This is a genomic window from Bradyrhizobium sp. BRP23 (assembly GCF_020194135.1).
GTDB lineage: Bacteria > Pseudomonadota > Alphaproteobacteria > Rhizobiales > Xanthobacteraceae > Bradyrhizobium > Bradyrhizobium yuanmingense.
This window is the reverse complement of record NZ_JADYVW010000005.1, coordinates 289,999-310,391: the sequence shown is the minus strand read 5'-3', so window position 1 is coordinate 310,391 and position 20,393 is coordinate 289,999. Positions and strand designations below refer to the sequence as shown.

General features: G+C 65.7%; 17 protein-coding genes. 11 read left to right on the top strand and 6 right to left on the bottom strand.

What is annotated here, in order from left to right; genetic code table 11:
• Positions 1 to 3 precede the first annotated feature (3 nt).
• Positions 4 to 399: a response regulator gene (locus I6F24_RS16390; RefSeq protein WP_008567674.1), complete on the bottom strand. Its 396-nt coding sequence runs from the start codon at positions 397 to 399 to the stop codon at positions 4 to 6.
• Between the two features lie 230 nt (positions 400 to 629).
• On the opposite strand from I6F24_RS16390, the gene I6F24_RS16385 reads away from it, so the two are divergent.
• The 7 genes from I6F24_RS16385 to arfB all read left to right on the top strand — a co-directional run bounded on the left by I6F24_RS16385 (position 630) and on the right by arfB (position 9,641).
• Entirely contained in the window at positions 630 to 1,601 is a 972-nt protein-coding gene (locus I6F24_RS16385; protein ID WP_036009264.1) for a bifunctional riboflavin kinase/FAD synthetase, read from the top strand.
• A gap of 202 nt (positions 1,602 to 1,803) precedes the next feature.
• The gene (gene ileS, locus I6F24_RS16380) at positions 1,804 to 4,812 is read left to right on the top strand and encodes an isoleucine--tRNA ligase (protein WP_225150995.1); all 3,009 of its coding nucleotides are present in this window, start codon (positions 1,804 to 1,806) and stop codon (positions 4,810 to 4,812) included.
• 10 nt (positions 4,813 to 4,822) lie between these two features.
• Positions 4,823 to 5,317: a signal peptidase II gene (gene lspA, locus I6F24_RS16375; protein ID WP_036027098.1), complete on the top strand. Its 495-nt coding sequence runs from the start codon at positions 4,823 to 4,825 to the stop codon at positions 5,315 to 5,317.
• Positions 5,318 to 5,413: 96 nt separating this feature from the next.
• Positions 5,414 to 6,142 (top strand): hypothetical protein, encoded by a 729-nt coding sequence (locus I6F24_RS16370; RefSeq protein WP_036027096.1) that lies wholly within the window; start codon positions 5,414 to 5,416, stop codon positions 6,140 to 6,142.
• Positions 6,143 to 6,349: 207 nt separating this feature from the next.
• Positions 6,350 to 7,741 carry a pitrilysin family protein gene (locus I6F24_RS16365; protein WP_036027162.1) on the top strand — a complete coding sequence of 464 codons (1,392 nt, stop codon included), beginning with the start codon at positions 6,350 to 6,352 and terminating at the stop codon, positions 7,739 to 7,741.
• The gene (locus I6F24_RS16360; protein ID WP_036027095.1) at positions 7,738 to 9,105 is read left to right on the top strand and encodes a pitrilysin family protein; all 1,368 of its coding nucleotides are present in this window, start codon (positions 7,738 to 7,740) and stop codon (positions 9,103 to 9,105) included. Before I6F24_RS16365 ends, I6F24_RS16360 begins: the two co-directional genes overlap by 4 nt.
• A 119-nt stretch (positions 9,106 to 9,224) precedes the next feature.
• Complete coding sequence (arfB, locus tag I6F24_RS16355; protein WP_027575820.1) at positions 9,225 to 9,641, top strand: alternative ribosome rescue aminoacyl-tRNA hydrolase ArfB; 417 nt, start codon at positions 9,225 to 9,227, stop codon at positions 9,639 to 9,641.
• Positions 9,642 to 9,697: 56 nt separating this feature from the next.
• Here arfB and I6F24_RS16350 read toward each other — a convergent pair whose 3' ends face one another.
• Positions 9,698 to 10,006 (bottom strand): hypothetical protein, encoded by a 309-nt coding sequence (locus I6F24_RS16350; protein ID WP_036027161.1) that lies wholly within the window; start codon positions 10,004 to 10,006, stop codon positions 9,698 to 9,700.
• Between the two features lie 317 nt (positions 10,007 to 10,323).
• Between I6F24_RS16350 and mutL the strand changes: the two genes are divergently transcribed.
• Positions 10,324 to 12,138 carry a DNA mismatch repair endonuclease MutL gene (mutL, locus tag I6F24_RS16345; protein ID WP_074448042.1) on the top strand — a complete coding sequence of 605 codons (1,815 nt, stop codon included), beginning with the start codon at positions 10,324 to 10,326 and terminating at the stop codon, positions 12,136 to 12,138.
• 82 nt (positions 12,139 to 12,220) lie between these two features.
• Here the strand turns inward: mutL and rsmD are convergent, their stop codons facing one another.
• Together rsmD and I6F24_RS16335 are read right to left on the bottom strand one after the other, a co-directional pair.
• A complete protein-coding gene (gene rsmD / locus I6F24_RS16340) occupies positions 12,221 to 12,778 on the bottom strand; it encodes a 16S rRNA (guanine(966)-N(2))-methyltransferase RsmD (protein ID WP_036027091.1) in 558 nt (185 codons plus the stop codon).
• 2 nt (positions 12,779 to 12,780) lie between these two features.
• Positions 12,781 to 14,775, bottom strand: a complete 1,995-nt coding sequence (locus I6F24_RS16335; RefSeq protein WP_225150992.1) for a pseudouridine synthase — start codon at positions 14,773 to 14,775, stop codon at positions 12,781 to 12,783.
• A 117-nt stretch (positions 14,776 to 14,892) separates the two neighbouring features.
• Here I6F24_RS16335 and tadA point away from each other — a divergent pair, with 117 nt between their 5' ends.
• Positions 14,893 to 15,351: a tRNA adenosine(34) deaminase TadA gene (gene tadA, locus I6F24_RS16330; RefSeq protein ID WP_225150990.1), complete on the top strand. Its 459-nt coding sequence runs from the start codon at positions 14,893 to 14,895 to the stop codon at positions 15,349 to 15,351.
• A gap of 104 nt (positions 15,352 to 15,455) precedes the next feature.
• Here the strand turns inward: tadA and I6F24_RS16325 are convergent, their stop codons facing one another.
• A complete protein-coding gene (locus I6F24_RS16325) occupies positions 15,456 to 16,358 on the bottom strand; it encodes an alpha/beta hydrolase (RefSeq protein WP_225150988.1) in 903 nt (300 codons plus the stop codon).
• Positions 16,359 to 16,561: 203 nt separating this feature from the next.
• Entirely contained in the window at positions 16,562 to 17,845 is a 1,284-nt protein-coding gene (purD, locus tag I6F24_RS16320) for a phosphoribosylamine--glycine ligase (protein WP_225150986.1), read from the bottom strand.
• Between the two features lie 213 nt (positions 17,846 to 18,058).
• Here purD and I6F24_RS16315 point away from each other — a divergent pair, with 213 nt between their 5' ends.
• Together I6F24_RS16315 and I6F24_RS16310 are read left to right on the top strand one after the other, a co-directional pair.
• Positions 18,059 to 18,823: an IclR family transcriptional regulator gene (locus I6F24_RS16315; protein WP_225150984.1), complete on the top strand. Its 765-nt coding sequence runs from the start codon at positions 18,059 to 18,061 to the stop codon at positions 18,821 to 18,823.
• A 425-nt stretch (positions 18,824 to 19,248) separates the two neighbouring features.
• Complete coding sequence (locus I6F24_RS16310; protein ID WP_225150982.1) at positions 19,249 to 20,187, top strand: PhnA-like protein; 939 nt, start codon at positions 19,249 to 19,251, stop codon at positions 20,185 to 20,187.
• The last annotated feature ends 206 nt before the right edge of the window (positions 20,188 to 20,393 follow it).

Sequence of the window (20,393 nt, the reverse complement as noted above, 5' to 3'; positions counted from 1 at the left end):
CCCTTACGCGCTCGCCATGTCCGGGAAGACCGCCTCGATCTTGGTCTTCAGCGTCGCCGCATTGAACGGCTTGACGATGTAGTTGTTCACGCCGGCCTTCTTGGCCGCGATCACGTTCTCGGTCTTCGATTCCGCGGTGATCATGATGAAGGGCGTGGTGGCGAGGTTCGGATCCGCGCGGACTTCGCGCAGGAGGTCGTAGCCCGTCATCGGCTCCATGTTCCAGTCGGAGATCACGAGCCCGTACTTCTTGCCGCGCATCTTGTTCAGCGCTGCCGAACCGTCGCTGGCATCATCGATGTTCTCGAAGCCAAGCTGCTTCAGCAGATTCCGGATGATACGGATCATGGTGCTGTAGTCATCCACCACCAGAACCGGCATCGACAAATCAACCGCCATCTCGACTCCCCCAACGCAAACCCAGGAATATTACGATCGGACCTGCCAGGCCGGCGCCCGGCAGTTCCACGCCTCAAGGACTAGCACCAAGGCCTTAAACAGCGCGTTAACTGCGGTCAGCTCCGAAGGCTTGAAATCGTGTTCAATGTCTGCCCGCCCCGCCGCTTGACTTCGCGGTGCCGGTCGCGCCACGGTCCGGGCCGGTCCTGCCCGGTTCGAGAATTCCCCTGATGGCTCCGCCTTTTACCGTCATCCGCGATACAACGCCGGATTCCGCGATTCCGAGGGGCGCCGTGGTTGCCATGGGCAATTTCGACGGCGTGCATCTCGGCCATCGCGCCGTCATCGCGGCTGCCCTGGAGATGGGCAGGGCGCATGGCCGGCCTGCGCTGGCCTTGACCTTCGAGCCGCATCCGCGACGGTTCTTCAGCCCCAACACCCCGCAATTCCGCCTGACGGACGAGCGGGCCAAGCTGCGGCTTCTGGCCGGTACCGGGCTTGCCGGCGCCGTGGTCATGACCTTCGACAAGGCCCGTGCCGGAACCAGCGCGCAAGATTTCATTCACCACGACCTGATCGGGCGTCTCGGCGTCAGCGGCATCGCGGTCGGCTACGACTTCCATTTCGGCAAGGGTCGCGTCGGCTCCCCGAGCCTCCTGGTCAACGAGGCGCCCCGGCTCGGCATCGAAGTCGACGTCCAGCCGCATGTCGATATCGACGAGCGGCCGGTCTCCTCCAGCGCGATCCGGATCGCCCTCGCCGAGGGCCAGCTCGACGAGGCCACGACCATGCTGGGCGCGCCCTGGTTCATCACCGGCGAGGTCATCCACGGCGAAAAGCGCGGCCGCGAGCTCGGCTATCCCACCGCCAACATCCGCCTGGACGCCAATTGCGGCCTCAAGCACGGCATCTACGCGGTCCGGGTCGGCCGCGGCACCGAGCGGCTGGACGGGGTGGCCAGCTTCGGCCGCCGCCCGACCTTCGACAATGGCGCCCCGCTGCTCGAAATCTTCCTGTTCGACTTCAAGGGCGACCTCTACGGGCAGGCGCTCGACTGCGCCTTCATCGGCTTCATCCGCGATGAGCTGAAATTCGATGGTCTAGAGGCCCTGATTCACCAGATGGACGACGATTCCGCCCGCGCCCGCGCCATGCTCGCCGCCGCCCCGGACGCGTTTCCGCGCCTGGGCGTGATCGATTGAGAGGCGAAACCGGGCCCCCGGACCTTTGCGCTTCCTCCGCCCCCCTGCTATGGAGAGCCCATGTTTGCGCGGCGCATCATAGGGATTAGCGGCCCGGCTTCCGCCTGAGCCTGAAGGCTCGGCGCAAGACCGGGATTTCGTCGTTTCACCCGCGATTTTGCATCGCCATCCGTTCCCGCGCCCTTCCGAGCCAGTCAGCCTCATGTCCGAAAAGCCGCAAAAGTCCCAAAAGTCTGAAGCCAAGGACTATTCGAAGACCCTGTTCCTGCCGCAGACCGAATTCCCGATGCGCGCCGGCCTGCCGCAGCGCGAGCCGGAGATCCTCAAGCGCTGGTACGAGATCGGCCTCTACGAGAAGCTGCGCCAGAGTGCGAAGGGCCGCGCCAAGTTCGTGTTGCATGACGGCCCGCCCTACGCCAACGGCAACATCCATATCGGCACGGCGCTGAACAAGATCCTGAAGGACCTCGTCACCAAGAGCCAGCAGATGCTCGGCTTCGATTCCAACTACGTGCCGGGCTGGGACTGCCACGGCCTGCCGATCGAGTGGAAGGTCGAGGAGGAGCATTATCGCAAGAAGGGCAAGCAGAAGCCCGACTTCCGCGACAGCGCCGCGATGATTGATTTCCGCAAGGAGTGCCGCGCCTATGCCACGCACTGGCTCGGCGTGCAGCGCGAGGAGTTCAAGCGCCTCGGCGTGATCGGCGATTGGGACCATCCCTACGCCACCATGAGCTATCCGGCCGAAGCCCAGATCGCGCGCGAGCTGATGAAGTTTGCCGCAAACGGCACGCTCTATCGCGGCTCCAAGCCGGTGATGTGGAGCGTGGTTGAGAAGACCGCGCTGGCCGAAGCCGAGGTGGAGTACGAGGACCACACGTCCGATACGGTCTGGGTGAAATTCCCGGTGACCTCGCCCGCGCACGGTGCGCTCGCCTCGGCGAGCGTCGTGATCTGGACCACCACGCCCTGGACGCTGCCGGGCAATCGCGCCATCTCGTTCTCGCCGAAGATCGCTTATGGCCTCTACAAGGTGACGGACGCCCCCGCCGACAATTGGGCCAGGAACGGCGATCTCCTCATCCTCGCCGATGCGCTCGCGCAAGACGTCTTCAAGCAGGCGCGCGTGACGGCTTATGAGAAGGTCCGCGACGTCCCCGGCGACACCATGGACGCGATCGAGTGTGCCCATCCGCTCAAGGGCGTCGGCGGTGGCTACGACTTCATCGTGCCGCTGCTGCCTGGCGACCATGTCACCGACGACACCGGCACCGGCTTCGTGCACACGGCGCCCGGCCATGGCCGCGAGGACTTCGATGTCTGGATGGCGGAGGCGCGCGATCTCGACGCGCGCGGCATCAACACCGCCATCCCCTATACCGTCGACGAGAATGGCGCCTACACCGATCATGCGCCGGGCTTTGCCGGCAAGCGCGTCATCACCGACAAGGGCGAGAAGGGCGATGCCAACGAGGCCGTGATCAAGGCGCTCGTCGAGAAAGGCATGCTGCTCGCCCGCGGCCGGCTGAAGCATCAATATCCGCACTCCTGGCGCTCCAAGAAGCCGGTAATCTTCCGCAACACACCGCAATGGTTCATTGCGATGGACAAGGACATCGCGGTGGGCGGCAAGACGAAGAGCGGCGACACGCTGCGCGCCCGCGCGCTGCAGGCGATCTCGGTGACGCAATGGGTGCCGCCGTCCGGCGAGAACCGCATCAACGGCATGATCGAGGCACGCCCCGACTGGGTGATCTCGCGCCAGCGCGCCTGGGGGGTGCCGATCGCCGTGTTCGTGCGCGAGAAGGGCGACGGCTCCGCCGAGATCCTCCAGGACGAGGCCGTCAATGCGCGCATCGGTGAAGCCTTCGAGAAGGAAGGCGCCGACGCCTGGTACGCGACCGGCGCGCGCGAGCGCTTCCTCGGGCCCCGCGCGAACGAGGACTGGCAGAAGGTCGACGACATTCTCGACGTTTGGTTCGATTCCGGCTCGACCCACGCTTTCGTGCTCGAAGATCCCGTGCAGTTTCCCGGGCTCGCCGGCATCAAGCGCAAGGTCGACGGCGGCGCCGACACGGTGATGTATCTGGAAGGCTCGGACCAGCATCGCGGCTGGTTCCACTCCTCGCTGCTGGAAAGCTGCGGCACGCGTGGCCGCGCGCCTTACGACATCGTGCTGACCCACGGCTTCACCCAGGCCGAGGACGGCCGCAAGATGTCGAAGTCGCTCGGCAACACCATCGAGCCGCAGGCCGTCATCAAGGAATCTGGCGCCGACATCTTAAGGCTCTGGGTCGCGTCGAGCGACTATACCGACGACCAGCGCATCGGCCCCGAGATCCTGAAGAACACCGTCGAGACTTATCGCAAGCTGCGCAACACCGTGCGCTGGATGCTGGGGACGCTGCATCATTACAGGCCGGCCGATGCAATCGCGCCGGCCGAGATGCCCGAGCTCGAGCGCTTGATGCTGCACGAGCTCTCAGGTCGCGCCGCCGCGATCGGCAAGGCCTACCGGGAGTTCGACTACAAGACCGTGGTCGCGATCCTGTCGGCCTTCCTGAACAGCGAGCTCTCCGCCTTCTACTTCGACATCCGCAAGGATACGCTGTATTGCGATCCGCCCTCGTCGCTGACGCGCAAGGCGGCGCTGACGACCATCGACCTGTTGTGCGCTTCGATCCTGAAATGGCTGGCCCCGATCCTCAGCTTCACTGCGGAGGAGGCGTGGCGCATGTACCGGCCCGACGCCGAACCGTCCGTGCACCTGACGCTGTTCCCGACCGATCTCGAAGCCTTGCGCGACGACAAGCTCGCCGCGAAATGGGAGACGATCCGCAACGTGCGTCGCGTCGTCACCGGCGCACTCGAGCTGGAACGCGCCGCCAAGAACATCGGCTCCTCGCTCGAGGCATCGCCGGTAATCTATGTCGCCGATCGCGGCATGCTGGCAACCTTGTTCGACATCGATCTGGCTGAAGTCTGCATCACCTCGAACTACGAGGTGCGGGAGGGCGAGGCGCCGGCCTCGGCGTTCCGCCTCGATGCCGTCCCCGGCGTCGCGGTCGTCGTGGAGAGGGCGATCGGCACCAAATGCGCCCGCTCCTGGAAGATCTCGCCGATGGTCGGCGAAGACGCCGAATACCCCGACGTCACCCCGCGCGATGCCAAGGCACTGCGCGAGTGGAAGGCGCTGGGGGTGAGCGTCTGATCGGTCGGCCATGACCCCGCTCCGTGCCGGCATCCTCGCGGCCATGGTCACGCTCGTGGCCGACCAGGCCTCGAAGCTCTGGCTGTTGAACGTGTTCGACCTCGCCCGTCGCGGCGCGGTGCGGGTGACGCCGTTCTTCGACCTGGTGCTGGCCTGGAATATCGGCATCAGCTTCGGCTGGCTCCAGAACGACAGCCAGGCCGCGCAGCTCGCGCTGATGGCCGTCAAAGTGATCGCGGTGGTTGCGCTGGCGATCTGGATGGCCCGCTCGCACACCATGCTCGCGACCGTCGCGCTCGGCCTGATCATCGGCGGCGCCATCGGCAACGGCATCGACCGCTTGGCCTATGGCGCGGTGGTGGATTTCGCCCTGTTCCACATCGAGATCGCCGGAAATACCTATAATTGGTATGTGTTTAACCTCGCGGACGTGGCCATCGTTGCTGGGGTGGCAGCGCTATTGTATGATTCCTTCCTGGGGGTACCCGCCGCAAAAGCGCCCTGATCCCGGCCGATACGGACCGGCAGCTGGAACCCGGCTTTTGCAAGGGTCAAGCCGCGTGTGGGCGGCAATCTGCTACAATATGAAACAGGTACGGTGATGCGCAGCTCGAAGACCAGCGGTTCGATGGTTCGGGGCTCCCAATCGGGGGGCTGGCGGGCACTGAAATTGGCCGCCGTCGCGCTCGGCATCGGCCTCGTCATGTCGATCGGTGGCGCCCGTGCTGCCGACGATGACGACGACGACGACATGACCTTCGAAGAGAAGCTCATCGACAACCTGATGACCGGCCTTGGCGCCCGGAGCATGGAAAAACCCGGCATCGAATACCGCGAGCGTTCGCCGCTGGTCGTGCCGCCCAAGCTCGACCTGCCGCCGCCTGCCGCCGCCGAAGCCGCGGCTGCGCCGAACTGGCCGAAGGACCCCGACGAGAAGCGCCGCAAGGAGGCCATCGCCCAGCGGAAGAAGTCCGGTAACAAGGCAACGGAGTACTGGAAGAACGCCCAGCCGCTGTCGCCCGCCGAGTTGAACGCCCATAGGACGGCCGCCGCCGACAGGACGAGCAATGACCCGGTCCAGCCGGGCACCAACGTGGCCAATCCGACGATGAGCCCTGCCGAACTCGGATATACCGGAGGGCTGTGGAAACTCTTCAAAGGGAACGGGCCCGAGTCCAAGCAGTTTACGTCGGAACCGCCACGCCAATCGCTGGTGGAGCCGCCGCCGGGATATCAGACGCCGTCGCCGAACTACGCCTACGGCGCCGGCCCGGATAATTCGAAGCGGACCTATTTCGACGTCCGATCCGGCAAGGAGAAGGAACAATAGCGTTCCTGTCCTGTCGCGACATTCTGACCCACGCGAAGCGAGGGTCGGCGGTGCATGTCCGCCCACCTCGTTCAAAATTGCTTATCAGTAACTTGCCTAATCGTTGAGTTCTCTGCTTCGTGACGCGAAGCCTCAGCCGCACGGTGTAGCCTGCCGTGCCCTCCGAGCCGGAGATCCGGGCTCGGCACCTCACAACCAGGGATCATGATGTCCTCTTACCGATCGGCTGCCTGCCTCCTTGCCGCGCTGCTTTCGACGAGCGTCCTTTCGGCCAGCGCCGCCCTTGCCCAGACCACGGTGACATCGGCTCCGCCCGCCAGCTTCACGCTCGCCAACGGCATGCAGGTCGTGGTGATCCCGGACCGCCGCACCCCCGTTGTCACCGAGATGATCTGGTACAAAGTCGGCTCGGCCGATGAGACGCCCGGCAAGTCCGGCCTCGCGCACTTCCTCGAGCACCTGATGTTCAAGGGCACCGCGAAGCATCCGGCAGGCGAATTCTCCCAGACCGTGCTGCGTGTCGGCGGCAACGAGAACGCTTCGACCTCGGTCGACTACACCAACTACTATCAGCGCGTGCCGAAAGAGCAGCTGCCGACCATGATGGAGTTCGAGGCCGACCGCATGACGGGCCTCGTCCTCAAGGACGAGAACGTGCTGCCCGAGCGCGACGTCGTGCTCGAAGAGTACAACATGCGCGTCGCCAACAATCCGGATGCGCGGTTGAACGAGCAGATCATGGCCGCGCTCTATCTCAACCATCCCTACGGGCGGCCGGTGATCGGCTGGCATCAGGAGATCGAGAAGCTCGATCGCGAGGATGCGCTCGCCTTCTATCGTCGCTTCTACGCGCCGAACAACGCGATCCTGGTGATCGCCGGCGACGTCGACGCCGCCGAAGTCCGCCCGCTGGTCGAGCGCAATTTCGGCTCGATCCCCGCACAGCCCGCGATCCCGGCGCGGCGCGTTCGTCCGCAGGAGCCGGAGCCCGCCGCCCCGCGCACCGTCACGCTGGCCGACCCGCGCGTCGAGCAGCCGAACATGCGGCGCTATTATCTCGTGCCCTCGGCGACCACGGCCGCGGCCGGCGAGAGCGCGGCCCTCGACGTGCTGGCGCAGCTGATCGGCAGCGGCAGCAATTCCTATCTCTACCGTGCCCTCGTGGTCGACAAGCCGCTCGCGGTCTCCGCCAGCGCCAGCTATTCGAGCATCTCGCTCGACCCGACCCAGTTCGCGATCTCGGCTGCACCGAAACCCGGCGTCAGTTTTTCGGAGGTCGAGCAGGCGGTCGACGGGGTCCTCGCCAACGTCGCGCAGAACCCGATCCGCGCCGAGGATCTGGAGCGGGTCAAAACCCAGCTCATTGCCGAAGCGATCTACGCCCAGGACAACCAGGCTGTGCTGGCGCGCTGGTACGGCGGCGCGCTGACCACCGGCCTGTCGATCGAGGACATCAGGAGCTGGCCCGATCGCATCCGCGCCGTCACCGCCGAGCAGGTTCGCGCCGTTGCGCAGAAATGGCTCGAGAAGAAGCGCTCGGTGACGGGCTACCTGATCAAGGACACTGCAACCGCCAAGCGCGAGGAGAAGCGCTCGTGACCTATTCCTTCGTTCGCCGCATTGCATTCTCCGTTGCCGCCGGCGCGGTCCTCGCATTCTCTGCGGTCTCGCCGTCGCAGGCCGCCGCAAAGATCCAGCACCTGATCTCGCCGGGCGGCATCGAAGCCTGGTTCGTGCAGGACGCAACCGTGCCGCTGATTGCCATGGAATATTCCTTCGCCGGGGGCTCGGCGGAGGACCCCAAGGACAAGCCGGGCGTTGCCAATCTGGTCGGCTCTCTCCTCGACGAAGGCTCAGGCGATCTCGATTCCAAGACGTTCCATGAACGGCTCGACCGCCGCGCCATCGAGCTGTCCTTCAACGCCACCCGCGACACCCTCCGGGGCAGCCTTCGCATGCTGCGCGACAACAAGGACGAGGCCTTCGACCTGCTCAGGATGGCGCTGACCTTGCCGCATTTCGACACGGCCGACGTCGAACGCATCCGCTCGCAGGTCATCTCGGGCCTGCGCCGCGAGACCACCAATCCGACCTCGCTGGCGAGCCGCAAGTTTCTGGAGCTCGCGTTCGGCGATCACCCCTACAGCCGGCAGAGCAACGGCAACCTCGACAGCGTGCCGACCATCACAATTGCCGACCTGAGGAATTATGTCGGCCGTGTCCTCGCCAGGGATGGCCTCAAGATTGCGGTCGTCGGCGACGTCGATCCGGCTACGCTCGGAAAGCTGCTCGACCACACCTTCGGCAGCCTGCCCGCCAAAGCCAATCTGACGCCAGTCCCCGACGTCGAGGCTGCAAAGCCGCCGCAACGCGCCTTCGTGACCCTCGACGTGCCGCAGACGGTGATCACCTTCGGCGGACCCGGCGTGAAGCGGAGTGATCCGAGCTTCATGGCGGCCTACGTCGTCAACCACATCCTCGGCGGCGGCGGCCTATCGTCCCGGCTCTATCGCGAGGTGCGCGAGAAGCGCGGACTGGCCTATTCGGTGTACGAGTCGCTGCTCTGGATGCAGCACTCGGCGATTTTCATCGGCAATACCGGCACCCGCGCCGACCGCGCCGGCGACACCATCGAGGCCATCGAACAGGAGGTGCGCCGCATCGCCGAGGAGGGCCCGACGCAGAAGGAGCTCGATGAGGCCAAGTCCTATCTCAAGGGCTCGCAGATGCTGGCGCTCGACACCTCGTCCAAGCTGGCACAGGCGCTGCTGCAATATCAGCAAGACAAGCTGCCGATCGACTATATCGAGAAGCGCAACGCCATCGTCGACGCCGTGACGCTGGACGATGCCAAGGCGGCCGCCAAGCGGCTCTGGGGCCAGGGGCTGCTGACCGTCGTCGTCGGCCGGGCCCCGCAGGCCGCCGTGCAACCGGCGGCTGCACCGGCGACGAAGTCGAACTGATCTCTTTTCTCGACGTTTCCTGAATGGCCGGGGCCATCCCGGCCATTTGCGTTTCACGGCAGCGCCATTGCTGACGACGGATGTCCGCGGTATGTCCTGACATCACGAATGGTGCCAGCATGCTGCGGATATCCCGCGATCTCGTCATCGACGAGGACGACATCGAGATCGGCTTTGTCCGCGCCTCCGGCCCGGGCGGGCAGAACGTCAACAAGGTCGCGACCTCCGCGCAGCTGCGCTTCGACACGCGCAAGCTGACCTTGCCCGAGGACGCGGCGCTGCGCCTTGCCCGCATTGCCGGCCAGCGCATGACCAAGGACGGCGTGATCGTGATCCACGCTCAGCGCTTTCGCACTCAGGAGCGCAACCGTCAGGATGCCATCGACCGTCTCGTCGAGATCCTCAAGGAGGCCATGGTCCGGCCGACGCCTCGCCGTGCGACGCGGCCGACCTTCGCCTCCAAGCAGCGCCGGCTCGAGGGCAAGAAACGCCGCAGCGACATCAAGGCCGGCCGCGGCCGGAGCTTCGACGATTGATGCGAAAAACCTCCGGTCGCGCGAGCGACCGGAGATTTGCCGTTCGCGAGCTGGCGTCAGTAGCGCTTGCCGGCCGCAGCACCGCCGGTCGCCGCATCGTCTGCGGTGCCCTTGCGCGTCGCGCTGCCGGTGGTCCCGACGGACCCCTTCGTGCCTTTGCCCGACTTCATGCCGACCTTCTCGCCGGCTGCGCCCTGCTGTGCACCGAGATCCTCATCCTCGCTGCCTGACGCGCCTCCTTGCATGGGCTTGCTTTGTACGGTGCCGCCAGGCCTCGTCCCAGACGAGGTGCCTTGGGCGAGAACGGGCGTTGCAACGAGGGCCGCGAGAGCGCAAGCGATCGCAGAGGTCTTCACCAACTTCATCCATTTCTCCTGGAATGTCGCGATGAACCGTTCGGCTGCCTTCTGCACCGTTCGCCTGCACCGGACCGGTTCATCGCGAAGAGAGTTCGAACGGCGCGGTGTGATGCAAGCCGCGTCGTGTGGTGATCGTTTAGGGTTTTCGCGGCGCTTTCGCGGAATTGTGCTCCTCATATGCGGCGGCGCGGAACATGCCAAGCATTCCCGACGGACGACGCGCGCCGAAAATGTCCCCCATTTCGGGTGTGGGAAGCTCGACCTGACCCATGCATTTGTCGCTGCGCGGCATTAGACTTGAGAATATTCGCCGAGTGAGCCTCATGCCCGTCCGCCAGCTGCCAGAACAGGTCGTCAACCGCATCGCCGCCGGCGAGGTGGTCGAACGTCCGGCGAGCGTGGTCAAGGAGCTGGTCGAGAACGCTATCGATGCCGGCGCGAGCCGCATCGACGTCTTCACCGACGGCGGCGGGCGGCGGCGAATCGGCATCACCGACGACGGCAGCGGCATGATCGCAAAAGACCTTGCGCTCGCCGTCGAGCGCCATGCCACCTCCAAGCTCGACGACGAGGACCTGCTGCAGATCCGCACCCTCGGGTTTCGCGGCGAGGCCCTGCCCTCAATCGGCTCGGTGGCGCGCCTCTCCATCACCACGCGGCACGCCAGCGAGCCGCACGCCTGGGCGTTGTCGGTCGAGGGCGGCGAGAAGTCCGGGATCATGCCGGCGGCGCTGGCGCATGGCACGCGCGTCGAGGTTGGCGACCTCTTCTACGCGACGCCGGCGCGGCTCAAGTTTCTGAAAACTGACCGGACCGAAGCGGAAGCCATCCGCGAAGTGGTACGGCGCCTCGCGATGGCGCGGCCCGACATCGCCTTCACGCTCGCCGGCGAGGAGCGCGCACCGGTGACCTGGACCGCGGCGCTGCCCGGCGCGGCCGGACGGCTGACTCGGCTTGGCGACATCCTCGGCGCCGAGTTCCGCAGCCACGCCATCGAGGTCCATGCCGAGCGCGAGGGCGTCGTGGTCGCCGGCTATGCTGCGGCTCCCGCGCTGACCAAGGCCAACGCACTCGGCCAATATCTCTTCGTCAACGGCCGGCCGGTGCGCGACAAGCTCATTCTCGGCGCCGTGCGCGCGGCCTATTCCGACTATCTGCCGCGCGACCGCCATCCGGTGCTTGCGCTGTTCGTCACGCTCGATCCGCGCGAGGTCGATGCCAATGTGCATCCGGCCAAGACCGAGGTGCGCTTCCGCAATGCCGGCCTCGTCCGCGCGCTGATCGTGCATGGCTTGAAGGAAGCGCTGGCGCGCGAGGGCCGCCGCACCGCCGCCAATAGCGGCGAGAGCGCGCTGTCCTCGTTCCGCCCAGCCTTCACGCCGCCACGTCCGGCAAGCTGGGACTGGCGCGCCTCGCCAGCCGCCCCGGTGGCGCCGATGCCGTCGTTCGAAGGCGCCGCCGCGCCCGCCTTCGCCGAGCGTGCGCAGGCTGCCTTCGACGTCGGCGCGCCCAGCGCGGACGTTCGGATCGAGACGCAGCCGGTAGCTGATCTCGTCGACCGCCCGCTCGGCGCGGCGCGCACGCAGATCCACGAGACCTACATCGTCTCGCAGACCCGCGACGGCCTGATCATCGTCGACCAGCACGCCGCGCATGAGCGCATCGTCTACGAGCGGCTGAAGGCCTCGCTCGCCGCCAACGGCGTGCAGCGGCAGATCCTGCTGATCCCCGAGATCGTCGAGATGGATGAGGCCACTGTGGAGCGCCTGCTGGAGCGCAGCGAGGAGCTGGCATCGTTCGGCCTTGCCATCGAATCCTTCGGCCCCGGCGCGGTCGCGGTGCGCGAGACGCCGTCGCTGCTCGGCAAGACCAATGCCGGCGGCCTGTTGCGCGATCTTTCCGAGCACATGGCCGAATGGGACGAGGCGCTGCCGCTCGAACGCCGCCTGATGCACGTCGCCGCCACCATGGCCTGCCACGGCTCGGTGCGCGCCGGCCGCCGGCTGCGGCCGGAGGAGATGAACGCGCTGCTCCGCGAGATGGAGGACACGCCGAACTCCGGCCAGTGCAATCACGGCCGGCCGACCTATGTCGAGCTGAAGCTGAGCGACGTGGAGAAGCTGTTCGGGCGGCGGTGACGGTGCCGTAGGGTGGATTAGCCGAAGGCGTAATCCACCTCTTCAGCTTCCGCCGTGAGAGACAGTGGCGGATTGCGCTTTGCTAATCCGCCCTACGCAAGAACACAAACTCCGTGTCGTCATAGGCCCGCCGCTCCAGCTCCTCAAAACCTTGTGGCGTCACGAACTGCGCGGCCCTCGCCTCTTCCACCACCAGCAGCGCGCCCGGGGTGAGCCAGCCGCCGTCGCGCAAGGACGCCAGCGCCTTTTCCGCAAATCCTTTGCCATAGGGCGGATCGAGGAACACCAGCGAGAACGGCTCGACGGGATGCGCGGGGCCGAGATCGGTCGCATCGCGGCGATAGACTTTTGTCACCCCGCCGAGGCCGAGCGATTCCACATTGTTGCGCAGCAGCGCCCGCGCCTCCGCGCCGTTGTCCACGAACAGCGTGAACTTGGCGCCGCGTGATGAAGCTTCTATGCCGAGTGCGCCGGTGCCGGCGAAGAGATCGAGCACGCGCGCGTCCTGGATCGGATCGTCATAGGCGTGAACGAGGATGTTGAACACGGACTCGCGCAACCGGTCCGCCGTCGGGCGGATGTCACGCGAAGACGGTGAGGCGAGATTGCGCCCCTTCAAACGACCGCCGACGACGCGCAACTTCAATCCTCCCGCGGCGTCAGGTCACGCTTGCCGTGATAGCCGCGCTTGGGACGGCGCGGCGGGCCGTAGCCGCTCGCCTCCATCTCGTTGCGCTCGCGCGCCTCCTCGCTGCCGGTGCGCTGCACCAGCACGCGGCGGCCCTTGCGGTCGTTGATGACGGCGCGCTTGCTGGCGGGCTTCTTCTCGCTGGTCGCGTCGTCGCCACGCGAAGATGACTTCGAGGGCGCGTCGAACTGCGCGCCCGACTTCTCGATCACCTTGTCGCCGAGCTGCTCGCGCAGCACGCGCGCGCGGATCTCCTCGACCTGGCCTTCCGGAATCTCGCCGAGCTGGAACGGTCCGTAGGAGACGCGGATCAGCCGGTTCACCTCGAGGCCGAGATGGGCGCAGACATTGCGCACCTCGCGGTTCTTGCCCTCGCGGATCGCGAACACCAGCCAGACATTGGCGCCCTGGTCGCGCTCCAGCGTAGCCTCGATCGGACCATATTTGACGCCCTCGACCTCGATGCCGTTCTTGAGCTCGTCGAGCTGCGCCTGGGTGACGTCGCCATGGGCGCGGACGCGGTAGCGGCGCAGCCAGCCGGTGTCCGGCAGCTCGAGCGTGCGCGCGAGGCCGCCATCGTTCGTGAGCAGCAAGAGCCCTTCGGTGTTGAAGTCGAGCCGGCCGACGCTGATCAGGCGCGGCAGCCCTTCGGGCAGATTGTCGAACACGGTCGGACGGCCCTCGGGGTCGTCATGCGTCGTCATCAGCCCGCGCGGCTTGTGGTAGAGGAAAAGCCGCGTGCGCTCGCGCTCCGGCAACGGCTTGCCGTCGACCATGACGACGTCGTTCTTGGTGACGTCGAGCGCCGGCGAATTGATCACGCGGCCGTTGACGGTGACGCGGCCCTGCGTGACCATCTCCTCGGCATCGCGGCGCGAGGCAAGCCCGGCGCGGGCCAGCACCTTGGCGATGCGCTCGCCGGCCTTCTTCGGCTTCGGCGCGTCGTCGCGGCGCGGCCGGCCCTCGAAATCACGATCGCGCTCGCGATAAGCGCCGCGGCCGCCGAAGGCGGGACGCTTCTCGAAGATCCTGCTGTCGTCCTCGTTGTCGCGGCGCGGACGGTCGCGGAAGCGGCCCTCGTTGCGGGGATGCTCCTGCCAGTCCATGCGGCCTTCGGGGCGCTGGCGTGGGCGATCGAATTTCGGACGGTCACCGCGTTCGCTGTCGCGGTCACGGGGCCGATCGAATTTCGGCCGCTCGCGGAACGGGCGGTCACCGGATGCGCGGTCGTCGCGCGAGCGAGAGAAACGCGGACGTTCATCGTCACGACCGCCCCCACGGCGCTCGTCGCGCTGACGCCAGGGCTTCTCGTCGCCGCGATCACGGCCGCCGAAATCCTTGTCGAAGCTTTTGCGTGGGCGATCCCCGCGCGGTGCGCGATCACCGCGATCGAAATTCGGACGGTCGCCGCGCGGCTTGAAGCTGCGTTCGCCACGATCCTCGCGCGGTCCGCGATCCCCACGGTCGCGTTGGCGATCCGGCCCGCCTCGCGAAAATTTCCGTTCGCCGTCGAACTTGCGCTCTGGACGGTCGCCGCGCGGCGCGTAGGGCTTCTTGTCGCCGAACTTCCTGTCGCTGGAGCGGCCGGCCGAGCGGGCATCGTCGCGATCCCTGCGCGGCGGACGATCGTCGCGGCCAAATGACGGGCGATCGCCGCGCGGCTTGAAGCTGCGCTCGCCGCGGCCTTCGCTGCCGCGGTCGTCGCGCTTGAAGCGGGGACGGTCACTGAAATCGCGGCGCGGTGCGTCGCCCTCCTCGCGGCGGCGGAATGGACGGCTGTCACGGTCGCCACGGGGCGGGCGGCTGTCGCGCGCGCCCTTACCCTCACCCTTGCCCTCGAAGCTGCGCTTGGCGAATTTCTTCTCTGGCCCGCGCGGCTTGCCGCTACGGCCTTTGGCCGGGCCTCGCCGGCCGCGGGAATCGTTGTCTTTGTCGCTGTCGCGAGGCATGACTAATCTCACTTAAGGGGTGGCGCGAGCATTGTGCGCGCTCGCTGCGAGCGGCATGCTCAGGCAAAATCGGTATCCACTCTTGCTGAAGGCGGAGCTAGTAGCAGGTTTCTGGCGATGATACGAGGCATGAAAGCCCCTTCTTTCATGGATTTGGCGCTTCTGGCGGCCGAAAATGCCGGAAAAGCGGGCGAAGTTCCTGTTGGCTGCGTAGTGGTCCGCGATCTCGAGGTGATCGCCACCGGCGCCAACCGGACGCTGACCGACCATGATCCGACCGCCCATGCCGAGATCATCGCGCTGCGCGCGGCCGCCGCGAAGATCGGCAGCGAGCGGCTGGTCGACTGCGACCTCTACGTGACGCTGGAGCCCTGCACCATGTGTGCGGGCGCGATCTCGTTTGCAAGGGTGAGGCGGCTCTATTACGGCGCGGCCGACCCCAAGGGCGGCGCGGTGGAGTCAGGCGTGCGGTTCTTTGCCTCGCCGACCTGCCACCACGCGCCGGACGTCTATTCCGGCGTCGGCGAGAGCGAGGCGGCGCGGCTGCTGAAGGAGTTCTTCCGGGAGCGGCGGTAGGTCGGAGTCGCGTAGCCCGGATGGAGCGAAGCGCAATCCGGGACAGTGCCGCGGCGAGGAGAGAATCCCGGATTTCGCTGCGCTCCATCCGGGCTACAAGATCGTCAGGCCAAGAAGAACTCGCGCAGCGCCCTCGCTGTCACATCGGGATTCTCCTCCGTGAGGAAGTGGCCGGAATCCACCGGCATGCCGGAGGCGTTGGTGGCCCATTGTGTCCAGGTGTCGAGCGGCGTCGCGGCGGCCTGGGCGATGCCGGCATTGCCCCACAGCGCCAGCATCGGAATGGTGATCTTCTTGCCGGCCTCGAAATCGGCCTTGTCGAGGTCGTAGTCGAAATAGGCGCCGGCGCGGTAGTCCTCGCACATCGCGTGGATGCGGGCGGGATCGCGGAACGGGGCGAGGTAGTGCTCGAGCGCGCGCGGGTCGATCGCGTCCAGCGTCTTCGACTTGGTCTGGCTCGCCATCTTGAAGCGCAGGAAGAACTCGCCTTGGCCTGCGATCAGCGTCTCCGGCAGCGGATAGGGCTGCGCCAGGAAGGTCCAGTGATAGATCTTCAAGGCATAGGCGCGGTTCATCCGCTCCCAGTAATTATAGGTCGGCAGGATATCGAGCACGGCGAGCTTCGACAGCCGGCCGGGATGGTCGAGCGCGAGCCGATACGACACGCGGCCGCCGCGGTCGTGGCCGGCGAGCGCGAAATGCACGTGGCCGAGCCGCTCCATCACCTCGACCATGGCTTTCGCCATGGCGCGCTTAGAGTAGGGGATGTGCAGCGCATCGCTCGCGGGCATGTCGGACCAGCCGTAGCCCGGCAGGTCGGCGATGATCAGCGTGAAGTGCTCGGCGAGTTCAGGCGCCACCTGGTGCCACATCACGTGGGTCTCGGAGAAGCCGTGCAGGAGCAGCAGCGGCGGGCCCTTGCCGCCGACGCGGGCGAAGATGCGGCCGAACGAGGTATCGATCCATTCGGCGGCGAAGCCCGGATAGAGGTCGGCGAGATCGGACATCTTGTTGCATCCTTGTTGGCCGGTGGCGGGGCCGCTCGACAAAAAGTGTCGAAAACAACCCCATGCACAGTGCCGGTATTATCGTCGGGGCAACTAACCCCAACTGACGATTGCATATTCTGGAGTGTAGATGTGGCGGCGCGGTGACGCGAACGTCGCGATTCCGGACCGGCGCGTTTGGGGGCGCCGTCCGCAATGACACGCTAATTTTTGGCCTTTTCCGCCTCCACCGCCTGCCAGCCGATGTCGCGGCGGCAGAAGCCGTCCGGCCAGTCGATGCGGTCGACGGCTTGATAGGCGCGCGCCTGCGCTTCCGTCACGGTCGCCCCTAGCGCGCAGACATTGAGCACGCGGCCGCCATTGGCGAGGACCGCGCCGTCCTTGGCCACCGTGCCGGCGTGGAAGATCTCGACATTGTCGACCTTGGCAGCCTCTTCCAGCCCGCCGATGCGCGTGCCCTTCTGGTAGTCGCCGGGATAGCCCTTCGCCGCCATCACCACGGTCAGCGCGGATTCCTTGTGCCAGCGCAGGTCGAAATGCTTCAGCTCCCCGTCGCAGGCGGCGAGCAGCGCCGGCACGATGTCGCTCATCATGCGCAGCATCAAGACCTGGCACTCGGGATCGCCGAAGCGGACGTTGAACTCGAACAGTTTTGGGCCCTGCGTCGTCAGCATGATCCCGGCATAGAGCACGCCGCGGAACGGCGTGCCGCGCTGCTTCATGCCTGCCACCGTCGGCAGGATGATTTTGGCCATGATCGCGTCGTGGACGGCAGGCGTCACCAGCGGCGTCGGCGAATAGGCGCCCATGCCGCCGGTGTTCGGGCCGACATCGTGGTCGAACACGCGCTTATGGTCCTGGGCGGAGGCCAGCGGAATCGCGGTGTCGCCGTCGCACAGCGCAAAGAAGCTGATCTCGCGGCCCGGCAGAAACTCCTCGATCACGACCTCGGCGCCGGCCTCGCCGAAGGCGCCCTCGAACATCATGGCGATGGCGTCCTCGGCCTCGCGCACGGTTTTCGCAACGACCACGCCCTTGCCGGCGGCAAGGCCGTCGGCCTTGACCACGATCGGCGCGCCCTGGCTCTGCACATAGGCGCGCGCGTCATCGGCATTGGTGAATCGCTTGTAGGCGCCGGTCGGAATGCCAAACTCGGTGCACAGCGCCTTGGTGAACCCCTTGGAGCTTTCGAGCTGGGCCGCCACCTTGCTCGGCCCGAACGCCTTGATGCCGGCTTTGGTGAGATCATCGACGATGCCGGCCGCCAGTGGCGTCTCCGGCCCGACCACCACGAGCGCGACCGCGTTCTGTTTGCAGAAGTCGATCACGGCGGCATGGTCGGCGACATCCAGCGCCACGCATTCCGCCTCCCTGGCGATGCCGGCATTGCCGGGCGCGCACCAGAATTTGGTCACCAAGGGAGAGGCTGCGATCTTCCACGCCAGAGCATGTTCGCGGCCGCCGGAACCGAGCAGGAGAATGTGCATCGAAGGCTCAGAATAAGGGGTTTTGCTGGGGGCGGAGGTCGCATGAATCGGGGTGGGGCTCAAGAGGAAACGGCGCGAACTCCCCGCCATTCGATGTGCTCGATCATTCCAGGCGCTTGCTGGCGAATGACTTTTCGCCATGCGAGCGATCGGCTACACGGGAATTGCATTTCCCCGTGTGCTCGCGGGCGCTGATCCAACAAGGCCCAAAGAATGACTGAGAAGCCGCAAGCGGGCGCGCCCGCCCTGGAGAAAGGGCTGGACCTTCTGGAGGCGCTGGCGGGCGCTGCACGCGGGATGAGCCAGAAGCAACTCGCCGAACGCGTCGGGCGCTCCGTCAGCGAGATCTTCCGGATGCTGGTGGCGCTGGAGCGCCGGGGCTATGTCGCGCGCGACCCCGCGACCGGCGAATACACTTTGACGCTGAAGCTGTTCCGGATCGCCTCGCAATTCCCGCCGACCGAGCGGCTGCTGAAGGCCGCGCTGCCGGTCATGGAGCAGCTCGCCTCGCGCGTCCAACTGTCCTGCCACCTGACGGTGCTGCACGGCGAGCAGTTCATGGTGATCGCCCGGATCGAGCCGGAATGGTTGATGGGCTGGTCGGTCAAGGTCGGCGCGGTGTTTCCGCTCACCCAGCAATACGCGTCGGCGAAGGTTCTGGCGGCCTTTCAGCTCGAGGGCCGGCGCCAGGAGCTGGCGCAGGTCATCGCGACCAATGACCGGATCAGCACCAAGAAGGCGCTTGCGGCGCTCCACCGCATTTCCTCGGAGGGTGGAAACTTCTCCAACGACGACGGCTATACGCGCATCCTTGCCTATAGCTGCCCTATCATCGAAGTCTCCGGCCGTGCGGTGGCCGCGATGACCGTGCCGCTGGTGAGGCAGGATCAGATCCCGGCAACCGAGGCCAGCACCATCGCCGCGGAGCTGCGTAGCGCCGCCAGGATCGTGTCCGAGAAGATCGGCGGCGTTTCCTAGGACGTGGACGCATAAACGTCGGCTTACCAGTAAAGCGGAAGCTCGGACCTTTGGGCGTGATCGGCAGCTTGTGACCCGATGGCGAAGTTCGGTTTGGTTCAGATATGGTCAGCTGATCGGGGGGACAACGGAAGTGACGCAGGGTCGTTCGCGCCGGCTCTTTTGACCAGAGCGGACATTTGCGCCTGCCTGCTACGGTCGGCTTCGCTCATTGGGAGGTGAATGAAGCAGGGCAGTCTTGTGCCTTCACTTCCCCAGTCGGAGAGCCGCTCTGCTCGAACTCGGCGGAGGGACAGTTCGGAGGTGCACGCTAGCGGGCATTTGAGTGGCCGTGCTGCAAGGGCTTGCAGTTGAGGTCTGCGATTTTAGGAACGTCGGACGCAAAAGCAAGTTGCGGCATCAAACAGACTTCAAGGATCAACGTCATGGCCAACTCTCCCGAAATGGTTCATTCAAGCCACCGCACGCCCCCTCAGACGAGCGATGTCGTTCCCGCCGACGAAATTCGCACAATCATGTTGAATCAGGTTGCGTGGGGCGCGGTTTTCGCGGGTGCAGCCATCGCGCTTGTGATGCAGATTATTCTAAACATGATCGGCCTTGGCGTGGGTTTATCCACGGTAGACGTTGGGGAAGGTAGCACGCCCAGCGCAAGCTCGATGTCGGTTGGTGCAGGTATCTGGTTTATAGTTTCCGGCATTCTGGCTGCGGCACTGGGCGGCTACATAGCCGGTCGGCTTTCTGGCAAGGCGTCTGCTTCAACGACGGCTTATCATGGATTAATGTCATGGGCAGTCTCAACGCTGGCGGTGATGTATCTGCTTTCTTCCGCCGCTTCCGGCTTGGCTGGTGGCGCTCTCAGCACAGCATCTTCCGCTTTGGGCGGAGCGGGCAAAGCGCTGGGAGGGTCGGTCCAAACGGCAGTTCAAGCGGCAGCGCCTACGCTGAACAATGTTAGCGACCCGATGGCTGCCATCGAAAGCAAAGTTAAAGGCGCCTCGGGAGGGCAAGATCCCGCCGCGCTTCGTGATGCCGCGGCCACAGCCGTCCGCGCGGCGCTAACGGGTGACGCTTCTCAGCAGGCAGCGGCTAACGACAAGGCAGCCGAGGCTCTAGCCAAGGCTCAGAATATATCTCAAGACGAAGCAAAGGCGCAGATCAGTCAGTACCAACAGCAATATAAGGATGCGGTAGCCAAGACGAAGGAGCAGGCAAAGCAGGCGGCGGATACAGCTGCCAAGCGCGTCTCACAAGGTGCATTGTTCGCGGCAGTGGCATTGTTACTGGGCGCTTTGGCGGCGTTCTTTGCAGGCCAAGCCGGTGCGGTGAATCCAACAGTGTCGGCGCAAATCTCCCGTCGTTGACAACAGCAACCCGAGAAATCGACTTCAGCTCGAACAACCAAGTTCGTCAGCTCACCGAAAGGCGTCGCTTCAGCGCTTTGTCCCTCGTTCGTTGAGGCAGGCGACCTGATCATGCATCATCTCTGGCAGATGATCAGGAAGGTGGTCGCGCGCGGACGAGCGGCTCCAAACGATCGTCTTTGGCGACCGTGGCTTCATTCGCGGCA